The organism is Pseudomonas sp. FSL W5-0203 (assembly GCF_001896155.1).
Lineage (GTDB): Bacteria > Pseudomonadota > Gammaproteobacteria > Pseudomonadales > Pseudomonadaceae > Aquipseudomonas > Aquipseudomonas paracarnis.
On sequence record NZ_MPOR01000049.1, the window covers coordinates 16,863 to 35,338 of the forward strand.

Genomic DNA, 18,476 nt, shown 5'->3' on the forward strand with positions numbered 1-18,476 from the left:
ACGTCTTGTTTTTATAGGGTTGGTATCAGCGGTAGGCCACGTAAACGTCGCTTAGCAGGTCGGCCGCCTGGGGCTTGGGATCGGTTTTGGCCAGGCGTACGGCGTCTTCGATCAATTGCGCCACTTCACCGTCGATGCGCTCGAACTGCGCTGCATCCAGCCAGCCTTCGGCATGGCAGCGCTGACGGAACAAGGCCAGGCAATCGGCGTTTTCACGCAGGTTTTTCACTTCGTCAGCGCCGCGATAGGTTTGCGCATCGCCCTCGAAGTGCCCATAGAAACGGCTGAGCTTGACCTCGACCAGCGTTGGCCCGTCGCCTTGGCGCGCCCGCTCCACAGCAACGCCGAGTGCTTCATGCACCGCGAAAAAATCATTGCCGTCGACGATCACCCCCGGCATACCAAACCCGGCGGCGCGCTCAGCGATGTCTTTGCAGGCCACCGACCAACCGGCGCCAGTGGCCTCGGCATAACCGTTGTTTTCGGCGACAAACAGACACGGCAGCTGCATGATCGACGCCAGGTTCATCGCTTCGAACACGGCACCTTCGTTGGAGCCACCGTCGCCAAAAAATGCCACTGCCACGCCCTGGCTCCCCTTGAGCTTGGCAGCCAGCGCCGCCCCCGCGGCCAACGGTGCGCCGGCACCGACAATGCCGTTGGCGCCGAGCATGCCTTTCTCTTGGTCGGCGATGTGCATGGAGCCGCCCTTGCCGCCGCACACGCCGGTTTTCTTGCCATAGATTTCGGCCATCATGCCGAACACGTCGACGCCCTTGGCGATGCAGTGTCCGTGGCCGCGGTGGTTGGACGCGATGCAATCATCGTCATTGAGGTGCGCCATGACGCCAGCGGCGCAGGCTTCCTGACCGGCATACAGGTGAACGAAACCGGGGATCTCGCCGGTGGCGAACTCCACATGCAGGCGTTCTTCGAAATCGCGGATGGTGCGCATCACGGTGTAGGCATGCAGTAACTGATCGGTGCACAGGTGGGTGGACATCTTGTTGTTCTCCAGGTTGTCTCGACGCACAAAAAACTGGCTGCGGCCAGTGCCAAGCTGTTCAGCACAGCTTGTGCCAACCGTCGAGAAAACCTGGCAAAGCCTTGATCCAGAGCCGTGCAACACAGCGATGCCCAGGCAAGTGGTCGACTAAATGTGAGACGCAACCACGCAGTTCGACCCTTGAGTCTCAGCGGCATGAGACGCAGCGTCTCAATGCAGGCGTTGGTCAGGGTGCCCTTGTCCGTGGGCACACATGCGCGCTTAATGACGCGCATAACAACAAAGCTTGAGAACCGGAGGCTTTATGCTCGCCATGAACTCCAGGGAGCATGTCGACTGTGTCAGCCGCGTGGTCCGCAATGCCGAGCGCCTGCCCCAGGCGCCCGTGCCGTCGCTGATCTTCGATTCGTGGCGGCGGTCCATGGAGCAACACCGCCTGGACCCCGGCTCCCTGCAAGGTCCACGTATCCTCAGCGAACCCTTGCTCAAGGAATGCCGCGAGCGCGCCGAGCTGTTCATGCGCATCGCCGGCGAAGAAGTCGCACAGTTGCACCATCGCGTGCGCCATGCCGACTACTGCGTGATGCTCACCGACGCCCAGGGCCAGACCATCGATCACCGTGTCGATGCGAGCATTCGCACCGACTGCCGCAAGGCCGGCCTTTACCTGGGCACCTGCTGGTCGGAAGCCGAGGAAGGCACCTGCGGCGTGGCCACGGTGCTGACCAGTAAAACGGCGGTAACGGTGCACAAGCGTGATCACTTTCGCGCAGCGTTTATCGGCCTGACGTGTTCGGCTGCGCCCATCTTCGACCCGCAGGGCCACCTGTTGGGTGTGCTGGATGTCTCGGCGCTCAAGTCGCCGGATGACCGCGGCAGCCAGCACCTGATAAGGCAGATGGTGGCGCAGAGCGCCCAGGCCATCGAAAACGCTTTTTTCATGCACAGCGCCCGGCAGCACTGGGTGTTACAAGCCCATAGCACTCCAGGCTTTGTCGACAGCCAACCCGACCTGCTGCTGGCCTGGGACCAGGACGGACGTCTGCACGCCTTGAACAGCAAGGCGCGTCAAGCCCTGCGCTTGCGCTTTGGCCAGCTGCCTGAGCATATCGGCGAAGTGTTCGATGTGGATGCATTGCGTGCAGCCACTGATCAGTCAACCCGGCAGTTGCACTGGCTGGGCAAGCCCGACGCGGTACACGTGAGGGTCAATGCACCCCGACGCCCCTCGGTTCGGGCGCTGCCAGAGACTCAAGTCGACCCGCGGATCCAGGAGCACCTGCGCTTGGCTGCGCGGGTCAAGGACCGCAACCTGCCCGTGCTGGTGCAAGGTGAAACCGGCGTCGGCAAAGAAGTCTTCGCCCGCCAGTTGCACGAGCACAGCGCGCGCCGGCACGGGCCGTTTGTGGCGGTGAACTGCGCGGCGATTCCGGAGAGCCTGATTGAAAGCGAGCTGTTCGGCTATTCGCCCGGCGCCTTCACCGGAGCCTCCAGCAAAGGCATGAGCGGGCTGCTACTGCAAGCCGAAGGCGGTACGTTGTTCCTCGACGAAATCGGCGATATGCCGTTGGCGTTGCAGACACGGTTGCTGCGGGTGCTGGCCGAGGGTGAAGTCGCGCCGTTGGGCGCAGCGAAAACCCGCGTGGTGAACATTCAGGTGATCTGCGCCAGCCACCGCGATTTGGCGGCGCTGGTCAGCGCGGGCCGATTCCGTGAAGACCTGTACTTTCGCCTGGGTTGTGCGCGCTTCTGCCTGCCGCCGTTGCGCGAACGCACCGATAAGCTGGCCCTGATCAATCGGCTGTTGGAGCAAGAGGCGCGTAACAGTGGCGTGTCGTTGGGCATCGGCCAGGCCACACTGCAATTGCTACTGGGTTATGCGTGGCCGGGCAATGTGCGGCAACTGCGGCATGTGCTGGCGTACGCCTGTGCGGTGTGCGAAGGCACTACGCTGCAAGTGGTGGATTTGCCGATTGAAATCCGGGGCGAGCAGCCTCAAGGGCTGGAAGAGCAAAGCGCCAGCCCCGAGCGTCAAATGGTTCTGGATGCGTTGATTCGCCATCGCTGGAAACCCTCGCCTGCGGCACAGGCCCTGGGGATTTCAAGGGCAACCCTGTACCGACGCGTGAACCAACTGGGTATTGATATGCCCGGCAAAACCCACTGATACAAGGGATCGACTCCCACGCAGGCGAGTCGACCACGCTGTCAGCGGTAGACCAGGCCACCGTCGATCAACGGCGCCTGCCCGGTCATATAGTCTGCGTCCGGGCCTGCCAGAAATGCCACAAACCCCGCCACATCCTCCGGCGTTTGCGCACGGCCCAAGGCAATCCCATCCACGTACTGCTTGTAGGTTGCCCCCACCTGCGCCCCGGTAATCTCGGCCATGCGCTTGTCGATCTCAACCCACATATCGGTGCCCACCACACCGGGGCAATAGGCGTTTACCGTGATCCCCGCGCTCGCCAGTTCCTTGGCCGCCGCCTGGGTCAAGGCGCGCACCGCGAATTTGCTCGCCGAGTAGACCCCTAACAGCGCAAAGCCTTCATGCCCTGCGATTGAACAAGCATTGATGATTTTGCCCTTGTGCTTGAGCGCCTTGAATTTGTTGGCGGCCGCCTGGATCCCCCACAGCACGCCCTTGACGTTGATATCCAGGGTGCGCTCGACCTGCTGCGGGCTGACATCGAGCAATGAGTCGATCTGCGCCACTCCGGCGTTATTGACGATGATGTCGAATCCGCCCAGCGTCTGGTGGGCATGCTCTACCGCAGCCGTCACCTGTTCGCGTCTGGATACATCAGCGATGAACACAGAGGCTTTGCGGCCGGTGGCGACGATTTCGGCGGCCACGGCGTTGAGCTTGGCGCCGTCAATGTCCACCAACGCGACATCGGCGCCGTCCTGTGCAAGGCGCATGGCAATAGCCCGGCCTATGCCCTGCCCGGCGCCGGTGACCAGCGCGACTTTACCTGTGATACCCATGACAATCTCCTGAAACGATGAGGGGAGCCTTGTCTATCGCAAGCCGGCGCCTGGCTGTCGAGCCGCAACAGGATCGGCATCGGAGCTGAGACGGGTTGTCTCGCCGTGCGAACCTTGCGCGAAAGCTTGTAAAAGGCCGCGCTTATGCCTAGCTTAGGCGCCCCCCGCCCAGCGCTTTAAGGCCTTGCCCCATGGTTTTGCGTTTTCGCCCCGTCGTCACTTCACGTTTCGCCCTCGGCCTGTTGCTCAGTGGCGGCATCGGCAGCAGCCTGGCCGCCGAGATCGAGTTGCCGACGGTAAAGGTTCAGGGCCAGGATGAGTCGGGCTACCGCAGTGAAACCGCGTCGGTGGGCGGCTTTGATGAAGCGCCGCTGTTGGACACCCCCGCCTCGATCACCGTGATCAACGCCGCGCTGATCAAGGACCAGCAGGCACGCTTGCTCAGTGAAGTGCTGCGCAACGATGCCTCAGTGGGCGACAGTTATGCGCCTATCGGTTATTACGAGAATTTCGTGGTGCGTGGCTTTTCGCTGAACGCGGCCAGCAGTTACAAGATCAATGGGCGCACCATCACCGGCGAGCAGAACGTCGCGCTGGAAAACAAGCAGCAGGTGGAGGTGCTCAAGGGCCTGGCCGGTTTGCAGAGCGGCATTTCCGAGCCCAGCGGGGTGATCAACTACGTGACCAAACGCCCCCAGGATGTGCGCTCGGTGACGGTGTCCACTGATGATCGTGGCAGTGGTTACATCGCCACCGATGTCGGCGGCTGGTTTGGCAGCGAGCAGCAGTTCGGCCTGCGCGCCAACGTCGCCCATGAAGACCTCAACTCCTATGTGGAACACGCCAACGGCCAGCGCGATTTCGTGTCCCTGGCCTTTGACTGGAACATCAGCCCCGACGCCGTGCTGCAACTGGACGCCGAATACCAGAACAAGCAACAGCGTTCGGTACCGGGGTATCAACTGCTGGGGGGCACCGAAGTGCCCCACGGTGCTTCACCGAAGAAGCTGTTGGGGCACCAGACGGGCGGCAAGCAGGTCGGGATTGATTCGCTGAACCTCAACGGCAAGTTCGAGTACCGTTTCAGCGATCAGTGGAAAGGCAGTGTCAGCGCGGCGCGTAGCAAGGTGGTGATTGATGACTACAGCTCGTTTGCCTGGGGTTGCTATGGTTCGGCCAGTTGCAGTGCCGCCAGCGTGCCGAACTACTTCAGCCCCGAAGGCAATTACGACGTCTACGACTACCGCAGCCCGGACGACACTCGCCGCGACGACGAAATCCAGGCGGCCATGACCGGCCTCTTCGACACTGCCGGCATCGGCCATGAACTGACCTTTGGCAGCAGCGCGTTTCGCCGGGTGATCGACAAGCGTGAGTCGGTCAACGACCCCATCGGCAGCGGTAATATCAATCAGGATACGCCAAGCTTCGAACCTACCAAAAAACCGCTGAACGACAGCCACCGCAACCTCGACAGCCGCCAGTACGGCCTGTTCGTCACCGACCGCATCCGCTTCAACGAGCAATGGCAAACCATTCTGGGCGGGCGTGAAGTGCGCCTGGATGAAAAGGCTTTCGACGAGAACGGCACTGAGTCACGGCATACCCAGCGGTACGTGTTCCTTCCCCAGGCCTCGCTGATCTATAAGCCGATTGAGAACATTTCGCTGTACACCAGCTATAGCAAAGGCCTTTCTCTGGGCGGTGAAGCACCGTGGACAACCACCAATGACGGCGAAACACTCGCCCCTACCGTCTCGCGCCAGATCGAAGCCGGGGTGAAATACGACTGGCGCCGTATCAGCTTCGCCGCCGCCGTGTTCCAGACGCGCCAGGCTTACCAGTACGCCAAACCCGAAGGTGACACGTTCAACTACGTGCAGCAGGGCCAGCAAAAAAACACCGGCATTGAATTGTCCGCCAACGGCTGGGCCACCGACCGTCTGCAGATCGCCACCAGCGTGGCCGCGATCCGAGCGCGGGTGAGCGGCAGCGGCACGCCGGCGTACGAAGGCCATCAGGCGATCAACGTGCCCAAGCTGCGCGCCAGCGTGTACGCCGACTACGCCCTGCCCTGGGTCAACGGCCTGGCGGTATTGGGCGGCGTGCAATACAGCGCCAAGAAGTCCGCCAATCGCACCGGCAATGTGGAAGTGGGCGACTACGCGGTGGTCAACGTCGGTAGCCGCTACACCACCAAGGTCGATGGCTACGAAACGGTGTTTCGCCTGAGCGTCGATAACCTGTTCGACAAGCGCTACTGGCGCGACGCCGGCGAATACATGGGTGATGACTACCTGTTCCAGGGCGCACCGTTGACCGCGCGCCTGAGCGCGTCGGTCAACTTCTGAATAGCCGCGACGTGGCCAGCCACAACGCCGCCAAAGCGCACACCAACAGGCTCCAGCCAAGATCCTGGGACCAAGTCACCAAAGCCAGACCGCCACCAATCACCAGGTAGTACAGCAAGCCAAACAGGGCGGCGGCGGTGCCAAGGCGGTCACGGTAATCGACCAGGGCCGCCCCCAGCACGTTGGGAATCGCCATGCCGAAGGCCAGCACCACCAACAGCATCGGCCACACCAACAGCCAACTGTGCTGCAGGGCCAACACCAACAGACTCCCCACCACGGTCACCGCGGCGGCGACAACCACCAACCGCTCGCCGCTCCACCCATGCTTGAGCAAGGCTTTGTTCAGCCATGCACCCGAGCCGGAGCCCAGCGCCAGCAGCACACCGCTGTAACCAAACTCGGCGGTGGAACGCCCCTGCTGCGCGAAGATAAACGGCCCCACACTGTAATAGCTGAACAGCGCAATATTGAACGCCGCGACCAACCCGACCGAGCGCCATACTCCGGCATCCTTGAGCATCAGGCCGAGCGTCTGGCCAAGGGCGGCGGTGGGCAGGGATGCCGGACGGGTCTCCGGTAAGGCCCACCAACACCAGCCCCATAACACCCCCGCGAGCATCAGCAACGTGCAGAGCACACCGCGGTAACCGAAAAACTCCACCAGGCTCGCACCGCTGAACAAGCCGATAGCAGGACTGGCGGCCAGCGCAACGCCCATCACGGAAAACACCTGGGCCAGTTCGGCACCGTGGAAACGGTCACGCAGCACTGTCTGCGTGACCACCGACCCCACGGCCGCACCCAATGCCGCGCAGGCCTGGGCCAGCAGCAAGGCGTTGAATGTCGTCGCAGTCAAGGCCAGCGCCGAAGCGCCCACATAGACTGCCAGCCCCATCAGCATCACCGGCCGCCGCCCCAAACGATCACTCAACCGGCCCCACACCACCACGCCCAGGGCGAAGGCGAGGAAATACACCGACAAGGTCTGCCCCGCTCGCTCGGGCGCGACATCAAAGGCCCGGCCGATATCGCCCAAGGCCGGGCTGTAAAGGGTCTGGGCCAACTGCGGGAACATCAGCAGGGCCATGGTCAGCGCCAGCAATTTTTTAAACGTCATCACAAGATCCCTCCATAAACACAACGGACGGATTCTAGGGCGCGCCAGCTGGGCTATTATCCAGACTTCGACACTTTATCCATCAAATCGGACAACCCATGGCCTGGCTTGCCGCTACCGCGTCTTTCAACCCCGATGTTTACTCAGCGCCCGTGATCGGCATCGCGGCGGTGTTGGGCAATCACGATTCGGGCCTGCATGTGCACCAGCGCGGGCAACTGCTGTTCACCCAGCAAGGTTGCACGCGCATCACCCTGGACAATCAACTGTGCCTGTTGCCACCTAGCCGCGCAGCCTGGATCCCCAGCGGCCTACCCCATCGTGCGGTGATGCAGCAGGCGGTGGACTATCGGTCGGTGTATGTGAGTGCGGCCCTGGCCGAGCAATTACCGGCCCAGGTGCGGGTGATCGAAGTGAGTGCCTTGCTCAGGGCAGTGCTGGAGCCCATGGCCCTGGCGCCGTTCGAGACTGATTGGCAGGCGGGTCGCTATGCCCATTTGTTGGGGCTGTGCCTGGATGAAATCCGCCACGCAGCCGCACAACCCATGCTGCTGCCGTTGCCACGGGACAAGCGCCTGGCGCCGCTGCTAGCCCAGCTCGACCGCCTGCCCCCCACGCTGCAGGACCTGGAACAGCACATTGGCGCCAGCACCAAGACCATCGGCCGGATTTTCCTCAAGGAAACCGGCCTGGGGTATCAGCAATGGCGCCAACAGTGGCGTCTGATGCGGGTGATCGAACTGCTCGCCACCGGGCGCAGCCTGGGCTACTGCGCCTTTGAACTGGGCTTTGCCAGCGACAGTGCACTGATCGCCTTTTTCAAAGGCATGACCGGCACCACGCCGCGCAGCTATTTCAAAGCCAACTGACGGCCTTACTTGGGCATCTTGCGAAAGCCCACCGCCAGGCGGTTCCAGCTGTTGATGGTGGCGATGGCGACGCTCAGGTCGACTTGTTCCTGGGGGCTGAATTGGGCGGCCAGTGCGTCGAAGTCTTCATCCGGGGCGTGGGTCTGGCTGAGCAGGGTCAGGCTTTCGGCCCAAGCCAGGGCGGCGCGCTCGCGCGGGGTGAAGAACGGGGTTTCACGCCAGGCCGACACGGTGTACAGGCGCCGCTCGGTTTCGCCGCCCTTGCGCGCATCGGCGGTGTGCATGTCGAGGCAGAACGCGCAGCCGTTGATCTGCGATACGCGCAAGCGCACCAGTTCCAGCAGTGGCAGTTCGATGGAGAGTTTGCCCACCGCCGCTTCCAGGGCGAGCATGGCTTTCATGGCGTCTGGGGAAGCGGTGTAGAAATCGGTACGGGTTTGCATGGTGTTGCTCCAGGACAGTGGGATTGGTGAGCAGGTTAGTCACCCCGGCGTCCTGGAGAAATAGCCAATCCGGGCGAAGAACAGGTGACCAATCTACAGGCCGCGGTTCCTCAGCCACTGGATGAAGCCCTTCTTCACCGGTACCACGGGTGCGTCTTCAGTCAGGGCCTGGGCAGCATGGCGGCGGAAGTCCAGCAGCGCCTTCATGGCTTCGCCGATATCATGCCGGGCGTCCAGGCACGGCTTGAGGTATTCGTTTTCGATGCGGTAGAGCGTGCAGTAGGTCTTGGCCGAAAAATCCGCCAGCGCCGCCTGGTCGGAGAGAATGCCGGACTCACCGATCACCTCCCCCGGGCCCATGCGCCCTGCCTCGAACGTGTGCCCGTCCTTGATCAACAGCACCGAGACCACGCCGGACTCGATGATGAACAGGTGATCGCTGACCTCCCCCGCCGCCAGGATCATCTCACCGGCGCGGTAGGTGTGCAGGGTCATGTTCTGGCTGAAGGTGTCTTTTTCTTCCTGGCGCAAGGTGGAGAAGATCGTCGAGCGCTCCAGCAAGGCGCGGGCGCCAGACACCGCAGGCGGCGTGCTGCCTTCGGTGGCGGACAACAGGCCCACGCCCGCCGCCTGCAAATGCCGGTAGGCCAGGTCGTAAAGCTGGTTGCGGGTTTCGCGCTTGAGGCCCATGGCCGGCACAAAGCCGCTGATTTCATATTCCACGCCACTGCCGGTGGACGCCTTGAACGCGACGCTGGGCGCCGGCTGGGCCAGCAACGGCCGGCAGCCCTGCATCGCACGCTCCAGCGCTTCGATCACGGTTTGCGGGCGCGCATGGGGGCTCACTTGCAGGCTGACCGCCAGGCCGAACATGTCCGCCGGACGCGAGAAGTTGATGATCTTGGCCTTGGCCGCCAGGGAGTTGGGGATCACCGCCAGGCTGCCCTGAGAGGTTTGCAGGCGCGTGGCGCGCCAGTCGATATCGGTGACACGGCCTTCGGTGCCGTCGATGGAGATCCAGTCATCGATCTGGTAAGGCTTGGTGGTATTGAGGACGATCCCGGAAAACACATCGCTCAGAGTGCTTTGCAAGGCCAGGCCGACGATGATCGCCACGGCGCCCGAGGTGGCCAGCACGCCCTTGACCGGCAGGTCGAGCACATAGGCCATGGCGGCGATGATCGCAATGAGGAAAATCACCGCGCCCATCAGGTCCTGCAACAAGCGCCCGGTATGGCCGACCCGCTGCATCATCACTGCGCCGAGCAATACCGTGAGGGTACGCGCCGCAAACAGCCACCAGCCGATCTGCAATGCCGTGGCGGCCAGGTGCAAGGTGGTGTCATCGGCATAGGGCGCCGCCTGCATAGGGTTCATGCCGTCGTTGAACAATACGGCACTGAACACCGCAAAGATCACTAGCCGCGCTGCGAGTTTCCAGTTGGCAAGGTTTGGGGAAATAAGGCGCCACACGGCGATGTCGATCAGGATCAACGCCACGGCGCACAGCATCGGGTGATCAGCGATAAATGAGGGCATCCAGGCGACTCCAGGGCGAATGCCGAGAAGATCGCATGAAATCAGAACCCTGGAAACAAAATGTGGGAGCTGGCTTGCCTGCGATGCACACACCGCGGTGTATCAGCTACACCATGATGATGCTATCGCAGGCAAGCCAGCTCCCACAGGGGGTGGCGGTGAACCGTCAGGCGTGCATCTGCCCGAATTTTCCCGACTGGAAGTCGGCAAATGCCTGGTGAATCTCCTGCTCGGTGTTCATCACGAACGGACCGTGGCCGACGATGGGCTCGTCGATGGGTTCGCCGCTGAGCAGCAGCACCTTGGCGTCGTCGTTGGACTCCAGGGTCAGTTGCTTACCGTCGCGCTCGAACAACGCCAATTGCCCCTGGCGTGCGACTTCCTCGCCGTTGATCAACAATGTGCCGCTGAGCACCACCAAGGCGGTGTTACGCCCGGCGTGCAGGTCCAGCGTGACCGCTTTACCGGCGTTGAGGCGCAAGTCCCATACGTCTATCGGCGTGAAGGTGCGGGCCGGGCCTTGAGTACCGGCAAATTTCCCGGCGATCAGGCGCAGGTGGCCGGCGTCGTTTGCCAATGGCAGCACCGGAATGTCGCCATCGACGATGGTCTGGTAACCGGCATCCGCCATTTTGTCCTTGGCCGGCAGGTTGACCCACAGTTGCACCATCTCCAGTGCGCCGCCACTACGAGCGAAGTCTTGGGAGTGAAACTCTTCGTGCAGGATCCCTTTGGCTGCGGTCATCCATTGCACATCGCCCGGGCCGATTTTGCCGCCGGCACCGGTAGAATCGCGGTGCTCGACTTCGCCGTTGTAGACGATGGTCACGGTTTCAAAACCGCGATGCGGGTGCTGGCCGACGCCGCGACGTTGTTCAGTCGGGGTGAATTCGGCCGGACCTGCGTGATCCAGCAACAGGAATGGGCTGATGTGCTTGCCCATGGTGTCGTAGGAAAACAGCGTGCGTACCGGAAAGCCATCACCGACCCAGTGGGCGCGGGGGCTGGTGTAGATACCAATCAGCTTTTTCATGGTGTACCTCCAAAGTGAGTACACCTTAAATCGCCTCACCCTTGAGCACTAGCCGGTAAAAATGGCCCTGATCGTTCTATATATAGGACAGCGTTTTAACCTGGCGTTGGCGCAGCAGTTGAAAGGCAACCAGTGCCGACAGTGCAAGCCCGGCCTGGATAATGATCATCGGCGCGGCACTGCCATCGCGTAACTGGCTCAGCAGCAACCCGCTGCACGTGGCGCCGAACATCTGTGCAAATCCCATGAGCCCGGCGGCTAAACCCGCACGGTGCGCATTGGGCATCACGGCCCCGGTAACGGATCCCGGCAGCACCAGGCCGCCGCCGAGCGTGACCAGGGCGATGGGAATATCCAGTCCCACTACCGACAACCCGAACACTAGGTAAATCGCCAGGGCTGCCACCCCGCCCACCGCCACCATCGTCACACCCATCGCCACAATGCGCTGCGGCCCCAGGCGCTGAATGTTACGCCGGGTGTAGGTGGAGCCGACGATCAGCATCGACACAATCAGCCCGAAGTTGAGCCCGTACTCAAGGCTGCTGAACCCCAGCAGATTGATAAACACCGCCGATGAACCTGCGATCACCGCAAACATCGCGCCATAGGTACACGCCAGGGCCACCGCGTAAGCACGGTACTGGCGCCCCTTGAGCAGATCCAGATACTGCCCGCCGAGGGTGCGCCAGTGTGCGGCCCTGGGATCGAGGTGATGATTGCTCTCGCGAAAGAACAGCAGCGCCAGCAATAACACCAGGCTGCCGATCACCAACGCCAGGGCGATGGGCGCACGCCACCCCAGTAATTTGATCAGCAAGCCCCCTGCTATCGGCGCAACGACGATGGCATACAACATGCCGATCATCGTCAGCGCCAGGGCCGGGCCTGCCTCGGCTTTCCACACATCGCGCACCACGGTGCGCGCTAGTACCAGCGCGGCGCACGCGCCCAGGCCTTGCAACACCCGAGCGGCGATAAACTGCTGGATGTCGGTGACCAGCAGCATCGCCAGCGTCGCCACTACGTAGAGCGCCAGGCCCCCGATCAAGACTGGCCGCCGGCCGATGCGATCCGACAGCGGCCCGAACAGTAGCTGCCCCAGGCCAAACGCAGCAACGAACGCCGACAGCGCCATCAGTGCCGAGCCTTGCGGCGCCTGCAGCGCGTGCTCGATGGCACCCAGGCCGGGGATGATCAGTTGCGTCGAGACTTCACCCAATGCGGTGAGGGCAACCAGCAAGAACAGCAAGCTGCGTGAGGGTGCCGGGGCGTTTGCCATGGGGAATATCCGGGGGCTGGATTAATTTATATTTCGACCATAATATGAGCAAAAAATTATGTCCATAATTTTTTGCCCTATGGTCACCCTGGAGTTCGTCATGCCCCCTCTCCCCCTGCGCCTTCTCACGCCCCTGGCTCTGCTGGTGGTCCTCAGTGGTTGTAACAGCAAGGCCGACAGCGCCGCCCAGGCGCCCACATCGCGCCCGGTGCTGGCCGTCAAAGTCGAAGCAGCCGGCACCCAGCAAAGCGCTTATACCGGCGTGGTGGCGGCACGCACTGAAAGTGACCTGGGCTTTCGGGTCAGCGGCAAGGTGATCGAGCGCAAGGTCGACCCCGGCCAGCACGTCTCCCGTGGTGACACCCTGTTGGTGCTGGACATCGGCGACTTCGAACTGGCGCTGCGCTCGGCCAAGAACCGCGTCAACGCCGCCCAGGCCCAACTGCGCCAGCGCCGTGATGATGAAAACCGTTACCAGCGCCTGGCCAGTACCGGCGCGGTGTCGCGGCAGATCTTCGACCAGTCGGCCACCAACCTGCGCGTCGCCCAGGCCGAACTGGCCGCGGCGCAATCGGACGCCAGCCAGATCGAAAACCGTCGCACTTATTCGGTCCTCAAGGCCGATGGCGACGGCATCATCACCGACGTGCTGGCCGATCGCGGCCAAGTGGTGGCAGAAGGGCAAATCGTGGCACGCCTGGCCCATGACGGCGCCCGCGAAGCCGTCGTCAACCTGCCGGAAAACCGGCGTGACCTGGCCGCGCAAAAAGCCCTGGCGTTGCCCTTTGGCGCAGCGGACCAGGCCGTGACCGCCACCCTGCGCGAACTGTCCGCCAGCGCCGACCCGGTCACCCGCACCTACCGCGCACGTTATGTGCTGCAGGGTCCGGTCGAGCGGTTCGCCCTCGGCTCCACCATCACCGTACGCCTGCAAGGCAATGGCCAGCCGCTGCAAACCCGCGTGCCGATTGGCGCCTTGCAGGATGCGGGGCAAGGCACGGGCGTCTGGCTGATTGGCGATGACCAAAAGATCAGCTTCGCCCCAGTGAAGGTCGCCAGCCTCGGCCAGGAAGACGCCTTGCTCGACAGCGGCGTAACACCCGGCCAAACCATCGTCGCCCTCGGCGCTCACCTGCTGCACAGCGGCGACACGGTGCGCTTGCTGCCCGCCCAGGCGCTGGCCCTCAACCGTCAGCAGGACCAATGAGTATGCGCGGGATCAACCTCTCCGAACTGGCCGTCAAACACCGCGCCGTCACCCTGTTTTTGCTGATCGCGATCCTCGTCGCCGGGGTCTTCGCGTTCGGCAAGCTGGGGCGCGCCGAAGACCCTTCGTTTACCGTCAAGGTCATGACCATCACCGCCGCCTGGCCCGGCGCCACCGCCCAGGAGATGCAGGAGCAAGTGGCCGACCGCCTGGAAAAACGCCTGCAGGAACTGGACTACTACGACCGCGTCGAGACCATCGCCCAGCCAGGCTTTGTGTCGATGCGCATGACCTTCCTGGAGTCCACACGCCCGAGCGAAATCCAGGAACTGTTCTACCAGACCCGCAAAAAACTCAGCGACGAAGCCACGCGCCTGCCCAAGGGCGTGATCGGGCCGTTTTTCAACGATGAATATTCCGACGTGTACTTTGCGTTGTACGCCCTGGAAGCCGAACACCTGCCCCATCGCCAACAAGTGCAAATGGCCGAGGAGCTGCGCCAGGGTTTGCTCAACCTGCCAGGGGTGAAGAAGGTCAATATCCTTGGCGAACAGGCCCAACGCGTGTTTGTGGAGTTTTCCTATGAGCGCCTGGCAACCCTGGGCATCAAACCCGAACAGATCTTCACCGCCCTCGCCGCACAAAACGCCGTGGCGCCCTCAGGCTTCGTCGAAACGGCGGGCGCCCGCGCTTATATCCGCATCGACGGCGCGTTCGACAGCCTGGCCTTGATCGAGAACGTGCCCCTGCAAGTCAATGGCCGCGTATTGCGCATCGCCGATGTGGCCACCGTGAGCCGCGGTTATGAAGACCCGCCCAGTTATCGCATCCGCCATCAGGGCGACCCGGCGTTGATGCTGGGCGTGATCATGGAGAAGCACTGGAACGGCCTGGAATTGGACAAGAGCCTGCAAGCCGAAGAAGCGCGGATTCAGGCCGACCTGCCCCTGGGCGTGAACTTCGCCAAGGTCTCCGACCAGGCGAAAAACATCAGCCTGGCAGTCAATGAATTCATGCTCAAATTCTTCGTCGCCCTGGCGGTGGTGATGCTGATCAGCCTATTGGCCCTGGGCTTTCGCGTGGGGCTGGTGGTGGCGGCGGCCGTGCCGCTGACGCTGTCGATCGTGTTCGTGATCATGCTGGTCACGGGCCGCGAATTCGACCGCGTGACCCTCGGGGCATTGATCATCTCCCTGGGCCTGTTGGTGGACGACGCGATCATTGCCATCGAGATGATGGTGGTCAAACTCGAAGAAGGCTTTGACCGCATCCACGCGGCCACCTACGCCTGGAGCTCCACGGCGGCGCCGATGCTGACCGGCACCCTGGTCACCATCATCGGCTTTCTGCCGGTTGGGTTTGCGCGCTCAGGGGCGGGTGAATACGCCGGCAATATCTTCTGGATAGTGGGTTTCGCGCTGATTTCATCCTGGCTGGTGGCCGTGGTGTTCACGCCCTACCTGGGCGTGAAGTTGTTGCCGCAGATCAAGCCAGTGCCCGGCGGGCATGATGCGATTTATGCCGGGCGCTACTACCAGAAACTGCGCAGCCTGGTGGAGGCTTGCGTGCGCGGGCGCTGGCTGGTGACCGGGCTGGTGGTGGCCGCGTTCGTGGTGTGCGGCCTGGGTATGGCGGTGGTGAAGAAACAGTTCTTCCCGGACTCCGACCGCTCGGAACTGATTCTGGAAGTGTATATGCCACCCGGCAGCGCCTTCAAAAGCACCGAAGCCGTGGCGGCGCAGGTGGAGAAGGCGCTGTTGCAAGAGCCGCAGACCAGTATGGTCGACACCTATGTGGGGGGCGGTGCACCGCGGTTTTTCCTGTCGTTGAACCCTGAAATGCCCGACCCGGCGTTTGCCAAATTGATTGTGCAAACCCCGGATTCCCACGCCCGCGACGCACTGAAACTGCGGATGCGCGAGCGCATTGCAGCAGGCGAATTTTCGTCGGCGCGGGTACGGGTCACGCAGCTCGTCTTCGGACCGCCGGTGCCGTTCCCGGTGGTGTTCCGCGTCTCCGGGCCGGACCTGAATGTGCTGCGCGGGCTGTCGGAAGACGTGCGTCAGGTTGTGGCTGGCAACACGCTGACCAGGGACACCTTCCTCGAATGGGGCGAACGCGCCAGCGGTTATCGCCTGGTGCTGGACCAGGATCGCTTGCGCTTGCTGGGTTTTACCCCCGACGAGGTCAAGTCCCAACTCAACGCCCTGCTCAGCGGCAACCCGATCACCGAAGTGCGCGAAGGCAACCGCACCGTCTCAGTGGTGGCCCGCGCCCAAGGCAGCCAACGCGAAGACCTGGCCAACCTCAACAACATGACGCTGACCAACAGCGCCGGTACGTCGGTGCCGCTGGCCCAGGTCGGGCATTTCCAGGCGGTAATGGAAGAGCCGATCCTCAAGCGCCGCGACCGCGCCACCACCGTGGAAGTGCGCGCCGACATCATCGACGGCGTACAACCGCCCGATGTGGAAATGGCCGTGTACAAAGACCTGCAGCCACTGATCGCCAAACTGCCCAGCGGGTACAAAATCGACATCGGCGGCCCGGTTGAGGAAAGCGCCAAGGCCAACGTCGCCCTGGCGGCGCTGTTCCCGATCATGATCCTGCTGACCCTCACGGTGATCATGTTCCAGGTGCGCTCGTTCGGCGTGATGTTCATGGTGTTCGCTACCGCGCCTTTGGGCCTGATTGGCGCAGTGCCGACCTTGCTGCTGTTCAACCAGCCGTTCGGCTTCAACGCAATTCTCGGGCTGATCGGCATCGGCGGCATCCTGATGCGCAACACGCTGATCTTCACCGACCAGATCCGCCAGAACCAGGATCACGGCATGGCGATTCGCGAGGCCATCATCGAAGCCACGGTGCGGCGTGCGCGGCCGGTGATCCTTACCGCACTGGCGGCGGCGTTGGCGTTTATTCCACTGACACTGTCGGTGTTCTGGTCGTCGCTGGCCTATGTGCTGATTGGCGGCGTATTGGTGGGCACGGTGTTGACGCTGTTGTTTTTGCCCGCACTGTGCAGTCTGGTGCTGCGCGATAAGGTTACTGAAACGTCCCACGTAACTGCCGGATAAGCTCTACTCCCCTCCTCTTTCAACCGCTGCAAAGTCCCTCGCCTGATCAAACAGTGCGAGGGATTGCAGATGGTGATGTTCGTTAGAGCCCTGATGAATGGGGCTGTCTCTTGATCTCGGTGCTGGCCAACCTGGTGCTAGTGCCCATGGATCCCGAAGCGCCGAAGGTTGAGCGCGTATTCGCGGATTTCCGCACCTGCCTGAATACTTTTGATACGTGGGCCGACAGCTTTTTAAGTGGTTCGGCACTTAGCGTGGAGCAGGTATTCAAGGTTGGGGAAGACGTCGCACTGGTCGCGCCGATCTCTTCCGACAAACCCAGCCGCACCGTCGCTCAATGCAAAGCCCAGGGTGGGCTGACGCTGGTGCATCTGTTCGAAAGCACGCAGTTCGTGCCTATCGGCAACACGCCCGTGAGGCTGCAAGCCGTTGCACAGGACGGCAGCCCGGTAGGCGCGCCACTGCATCGGACCATTGGCCCCAGCGGCATTCTTGAAGTCAGCGACTGTAGCCGCGACCAACAGTACGAAATCACCTTTTACCCCACTGTTTCCAAGGCTCACGTCCAGGCGCTGTATGCGTCCTATGAGTCTGTGATCGCCGGGCTGGAAGCGGATTTGCGCACGGCATGGGCCGAGCACTTCAAGCCTCGATGGGCAGACTTTGCCAAAGCGCCAGCCTACAAGCGTAGCGGCATTCAGGGCATTGCCTTTGCGACCGGGCTGGGCAAGGCGCTTTACAACCTGTGGGACAACATCACCGAGCTGTACGACCTGCTCGCCAACCTCAAGTCCAACAGCGAAACGTTGCTGAAATACCTGTCCCAGGCCGAGCTGGATGCACTGCTCAAGCTGGGCAAAGACACGCTGGCCAAGGGGTTGCTGGTACTCAGTGATGAGCCGCTGTTGTTTATCTACCTGTCGGCGCTGGTGGCCTGGGTACGCATGCTGCCGCCACCCGATATGTACGAACTGCTGGGTGAAATCACCGGCGAAGTGTTGATCAACTTGCTGCTGATCTGGGCCACACGGGGTATTGGAGTACAGCTGCGCCTGGGTGCTCAGGTGCTTAGTGGCGTCAAGTCCGGGCGGGCGCGGGCGTTGTTGGAGTTGCTGGCCAAGCAGGTGGCGGGGCCTCGGTTGGAAACCCATGTGGAGGCGGCCAAGCCGGTGTTGCTGAGCAGTGCGGCGACGCCGATTAAGACGGTGCCGGCTGTGCCGTTGAAGGCGGGCGATAGGCTGGTTTCGAACCCGGTGCCGATGGTGCGCGGCAAGGCCCAGCGCACCACGTTGGTTCGTCAGGAGCCTGTCGATGATGTGCCGGCCATGGCGTCGAATCCGAAGGGCGATGCGGCGGCGCCTGCGGATAAAACGGTCACCCATGGTTGCCCGGTGTCGATGGTCACCGGCGAGGAGTTGCTGGCCCTTACCGACGGCGCGCTGGATGGGATCTTGCCGTTTGAGTGGACGCGGCTGTATCGCACTAGCGCGGTGGAGGTCGATTGTGGGCTGGGGTTGGGTTGGAGCCATGCGCTGGCTCATCGGCTGGTGGTGTCGGGCGA

General features: G+C 62.4%; 13 protein-coding genes. 6 read left to right on the top strand and 7 right to left on the bottom strand.

Annotated elements, in window-relative coordinates; genetic code table 11:
• Nucleotides 1-25: 25 nt before the first annotated feature.
• The gene (locus BOP96_RS26250) at nucleotides 26-1,003 is read right to left on the bottom strand and encodes a thiamine pyrophosphate-dependent dehydrogenase E1 component subunit alpha (protein WP_003190663.1); all 978 of its coding nucleotides are present in this window, start codon (nucleotides 1,001-1,003) and stop codon (nucleotides 26-28) included.
• Between the two features lie 307 nt (nucleotides 1,004-1,310).
• On the opposite strand from BOP96_RS26250, the gene BOP96_RS26255 reads away from it, so the two are divergent.
• Entirely contained in the window at nucleotides 1,311-3,173 is a 1,863-nt protein-coding gene (locus tag BOP96_RS26255; protein WP_014718133.1) for a sigma-54-dependent Fis family transcriptional regulator, read from the top strand.
• Between the two features lie 41 nt (nucleotides 3,174-3,214).
• On the opposite strand, the gene BOP96_RS26260 is transcribed toward BOP96_RS26255, so the two are convergent.
• Complete coding sequence (locus BOP96_RS26260; RefSeq protein WP_073454470.1) at nucleotides 3,215-3,994, bottom strand: acetoin reductase; 780 nt, start codon at nucleotides 3,992-3,994, stop codon at nucleotides 3,215-3,217.
• 191 nt (nucleotides 3,995-4,185) lie between these two features.
• Here BOP96_RS26260 and BOP96_RS26265 point away from each other — a divergent pair, with 191 nt between their 5' ends.
• Nucleotides 4,186-6,345 (top strand): TonB-dependent siderophore receptor, encoded by a 2,160-nt coding sequence (locus BOP96_RS26265; RefSeq protein WP_073454472.1) that lies wholly within the window; start codon nucleotides 4,186-4,188, stop codon nucleotides 6,343-6,345.
• On the opposite strand, the gene BOP96_RS26270 is transcribed toward BOP96_RS26265, so the two are convergent.
• Nucleotides 6,335-7,465: an MFS transporter gene (locus BOP96_RS26270; RefSeq protein ID WP_072434438.1), complete on the bottom strand. Its 1,131-nt coding sequence runs from the start codon at nucleotides 7,463-7,465 to the stop codon at nucleotides 6,335-6,337. The two genes, BOP96_RS26265 and BOP96_RS26270, sit on opposite strands and share 11 nt — an antisense overlap.
• Before the next feature lie 98 nt (nucleotides 7,466-7,563).
• Here BOP96_RS26270 and BOP96_RS26275 point away from each other — a divergent pair, with 98 nt between their 5' ends.
• Nucleotides 7,564-8,334, top strand: a complete 771-nt coding sequence (locus BOP96_RS26275) for an AraC family transcriptional regulator (protein WP_038449861.1) — start codon at nucleotides 7,564-7,566, stop codon at nucleotides 8,332-8,334.
• Nucleotides 8,335-8,339: 5 nt separating this feature from the next.
• Here the strand turns inward: BOP96_RS26275 and BOP96_RS26280 are convergent, their stop codons facing one another.
• The 4 genes from BOP96_RS26280 to BOP96_RS26295 form a co-directional block, all read right to left on the bottom strand.
• Nucleotides 8,340-8,777: a carboxymuconolactone decarboxylase family protein gene (locus BOP96_RS26280; protein ID WP_003190655.1), complete on the bottom strand. Its 438-nt coding sequence runs from the start codon at nucleotides 8,775-8,777 to the stop codon at nucleotides 8,340-8,342.
• A gap of 93 nt (nucleotides 8,778-8,870) precedes the next feature.
• Nucleotides 8,871-10,316: a mechanosensitive ion channel family protein gene (locus BOP96_RS26285; protein ID WP_014718127.1), complete on the bottom strand. Its 1,446-nt coding sequence runs from the start codon at nucleotides 10,314-10,316 to the stop codon at nucleotides 8,871-8,873.
• 166 nt (nucleotides 10,317-10,482) lie between these two features.
• Nucleotides 10,483-11,349 carry a pirin family protein gene (locus BOP96_RS26290; RefSeq protein WP_032903535.1) on the bottom strand — a complete coding sequence of 289 codons (867 nt, stop codon included), beginning with the start codon at nucleotides 11,347-11,349 and terminating at the stop codon, nucleotides 10,483-10,485.
• A gap of 76 nt (nucleotides 11,350-11,425) precedes the next feature.
• Entirely contained in the window at nucleotides 11,426-12,631 is a 1,206-nt protein-coding gene (locus BOP96_RS26295; protein ID WP_014718125.1) for a multidrug effflux MFS transporter, read from the bottom strand.
• A gap of 100 nt (nucleotides 12,632-12,731) precedes the next feature.
• Between BOP96_RS26295 and BOP96_RS26300 the strand changes: the two genes are divergently transcribed.
• The 3 genes from BOP96_RS26300 to BOP96_RS26310 all read left to right on the top strand — a co-directional run.
• Nucleotides 12,732-13,838 (top strand): efflux RND transporter periplasmic adaptor subunit, encoded by a 1,107-nt coding sequence (locus BOP96_RS26300; protein ID WP_073454474.1) that lies wholly within the window; start codon nucleotides 12,732-12,734, stop codon nucleotides 13,836-13,838.
• 2 nt (nucleotides 13,839-13,840) lie between these two features.
• Nucleotides 13,841-16,915 carry an efflux RND transporter permease subunit gene (locus BOP96_RS26305; protein ID WP_014718123.1) on the top strand — a complete coding sequence of 1,025 codons (3,075 nt, stop codon included), beginning with the start codon at nucleotides 13,841-13,843 and terminating at the stop codon, nucleotides 16,913-16,915.
• A gap of 110 nt (nucleotides 16,916-17,025) precedes the next feature.
• On the top strand, nucleotides 17,026-18,476 hold a 1,451-nt coding region (locus BOP96_RS26310), incomplete at its 3' end, for a DUF6531 domain-containing protein (RefSeq protein ID WP_373420035.1).

Excerpts from the sequence above, each read along its gene's own strand:
- BOP96_RS26250 (WP_003190663.1), bottom strand. The coding sequence starts at position 1,003 with ATGTCCACCCACCTGTGCACCGATCAGTTACTGCATGCCTACACCGTG.
- BOP96_RS26255 (WP_014718133.1), top strand. The coding sequence starts at position 1,311 with ATGCTCGCCATGAACTCCAGGGAGCATGTCGACTGTGTCAGCCGCGTG.
- BOP96_RS26260 (WP_073454470.1), bottom strand. The coding sequence starts at position 3,994 with ATGGGTATCACAGGTAAAGTCGCGCTGGTCACCGGCGCCGGGCAGGGC.
- BOP96_RS26265 (WP_073454472.1), top strand. The coding sequence starts at position 4,186 with ATGGTTTTGCGTTTTCGCCCCGTCGTCACTTCACGTTTCGCCCTCGGC.
- BOP96_RS26270 (WP_072434438.1), bottom strand. The coding sequence starts at position 7,465 with ATGACGTTTAAAAAATTGCTGGCGCTGACCATGGCCCTGCTGATGTTC.
- BOP96_RS26275 (WP_038449861.1), top strand. The coding sequence starts at position 7,564 with ATGGCCTGGCTTGCCGCTACCGCGTCTTTCAACCCCGATGTTTACTCA.
- BOP96_RS26280 (WP_003190655.1), bottom strand. The coding sequence starts at position 8,777 with ATGCAAACCCGTACCGATTTCTACACCGCTTCCCCAGACGCCATGAAA.
- BOP96_RS26285 (WP_014718127.1), bottom strand. The coding sequence starts at position 10,316 with ATGCCCTCATTTATCGCTGATCACCCGATGCTGTGCGCCGTGGCGTTG.
- BOP96_RS26290 (WP_032903535.1), bottom strand. The coding sequence starts at position 11,349 with ATGAAAAAGCTGATTGGTATCTACACCAGCCCCCGCGCCCACTGGGTC.
- BOP96_RS26295 (WP_014718125.1), bottom strand. The coding sequence starts at position 12,631 with ATGGCAAACGCCCCGGCACCCTCACGCAGCTTGCTGTTCTTGCTGGTT.
- BOP96_RS26300 (WP_073454474.1), top strand. The coding sequence starts at position 12,732 with ATGCCCCCTCTCCCCCTGCGCCTTCTCACGCCCCTGGCTCTGCTGGTG.
- BOP96_RS26305 (WP_014718123.1), top strand. The coding sequence starts at position 13,841 with ATGCGCGGGATCAACCTCTCCGAACTGGCCGTCAAACACCGCGCCGTC.